The sequence below is a fragment of the Rhodococcus sp. GQ147 genome (assembly GCF_059759155.1).
Map to the genome: position 1 here is coordinate 1 of NZ_JCAXDU010000053.1, position 1,600 is coordinate 1,600.

Genomic DNA, 1,600 nt, shown 5'->3' on the forward strand with positions numbered 1-1,600 from the left:
GTTTCGTTTTCCAGGCCCAGCGCGCGGATCTTGCGGTAGAGGGTCGAGCGGGCCACACCGAGTCGGTGGGCGGCGAGGGATTTGTTGCCGTCGGACTCGTCGAGGGCGCGGACGATCGCTTCGCGTTCGGTGCGTTCGAGCGAGGTCAACCGGCGGCCGGCGCCGAGGGTGCGGTAGTCGGCGGGCAGATGTTCGAGTTTGATGTCGAATCCCATCGACCGCGCCGCCGCGGTACTGAGCACCGAGGCGAGTTCGCGCAGGTTGCCGGGCCAGTGATGGTCGATCAACGCCCGATGCGCGGCCGGTTGCAGTTGCGGGGTCGGACGGTCGGGGAGTTCGGCGGCGAGCAACTCCCGCGCGAGATCGGTGAGATCTTCGATGCGCTGGCGCAGCGGCGGGATGCACACACTGCGCCGCACATGGGTCTGCACCTGATGCCGCAGATCGTCGGGGGTGCTCGAGGTGGCGGTGGCGATCACCGGTGCACCCAGCTCGACGGCAGCGTCGAGCAACCGCCGGGTAGAAGCCACAGCGTCGTCGGGGACCTCGTCGAGGTGCTCGATGATGCACGCGAAACTGCCGGACAGACGCGCCCGCAACTCGGCCACCGCCGAGGGGGTCAACGTCGACGCATCGACGCTCGGGACCGGGTCGTGCCGGCCCCAGCGGTGCTGGATCTGCCGCGCCAGATGGGTTTTGCCGACACCGGACTCACCGACGATCAGCACCGGCGCGACGGTCGCGGTGATCTCGTCGACCCGGTCCTGGAGTCGGTGCGCGGCCAGGCTGCGGCCGGCGATACGCGTCGCCGGCGCCACACCGGCGGGCGCGGCGGGGGCCAGGCGGGCGCGCGGTCGCGGCGGAGCCGGGGAGGCCAGCGGGCGCAGTTCGAGGATCGCGCTGAGCGGATCGGTGGACTCACCGACCCGGCGGGCATGGACCCGCACGTCGATCCCGTCGGCGAAACGCAGCGGTCCTTCCCATTCGTCCTTGGCGGCCAGATGGGTGCTGATCCAGTCCCAGATCATCATCTGATCGGTCGAGTCCATCAACCGTGACACCGTCGGGGTCGCGATCACCGTGTCCCGGTTCATCGCCACCACCGCGGCGTGGCCGCGGCGTTTGCTGCGCATGTATTCGCGCAGCAGGTTCTGCTCGCTGCGGGCGGACAGGGCGAACAATCGCTCTTCGATATCGCGTACCGCCGAGAGCACCAGCGGTGCCATCAGCTCGTTGACATCGCCGATCTCGCAGGTGATGTCGACGATGCCGGTCACCGCGCGTGAGACCGGATCGACGATCGGGGAGCCGACACAGGCCAGCGGATGCAACGCCTCGAGCAGGTGCTCTTCCCCGCGGACCCGGAACGCTTTGCGTTCTTCGAGGGCGGTGCCGATCCCGTTGGTTCCGGCGCATTCCTCGGCGAAGATGAACCCCGGGGCGACCTGGGCACGGTCGAGACGGCCGAGCAGTGACCGCTGCCCGGCCCGCCGATCGACGATGGTCGCATCCTGCGAGGCGAGCAAGATCGTCACCGGCGCATCGGCGAGTTGATCGGCCAACCGATCCAGGACCGGCCGCGCCGCACGCACAAGCTTCG

1 protein-coding gene is annotated in these 1,600 nt (G+C 69.3%); it reads right to left on the bottom strand.

From position 1 onward, the window contains the following. Positions 1–1,600: sigma-54-dependent Fis family transcriptional regulator (locus tag AC6CID_RS24965; protein ID WP_498354662.1), on the bottom strand; the 1,600-nt coding region annotated here is incomplete at both ends.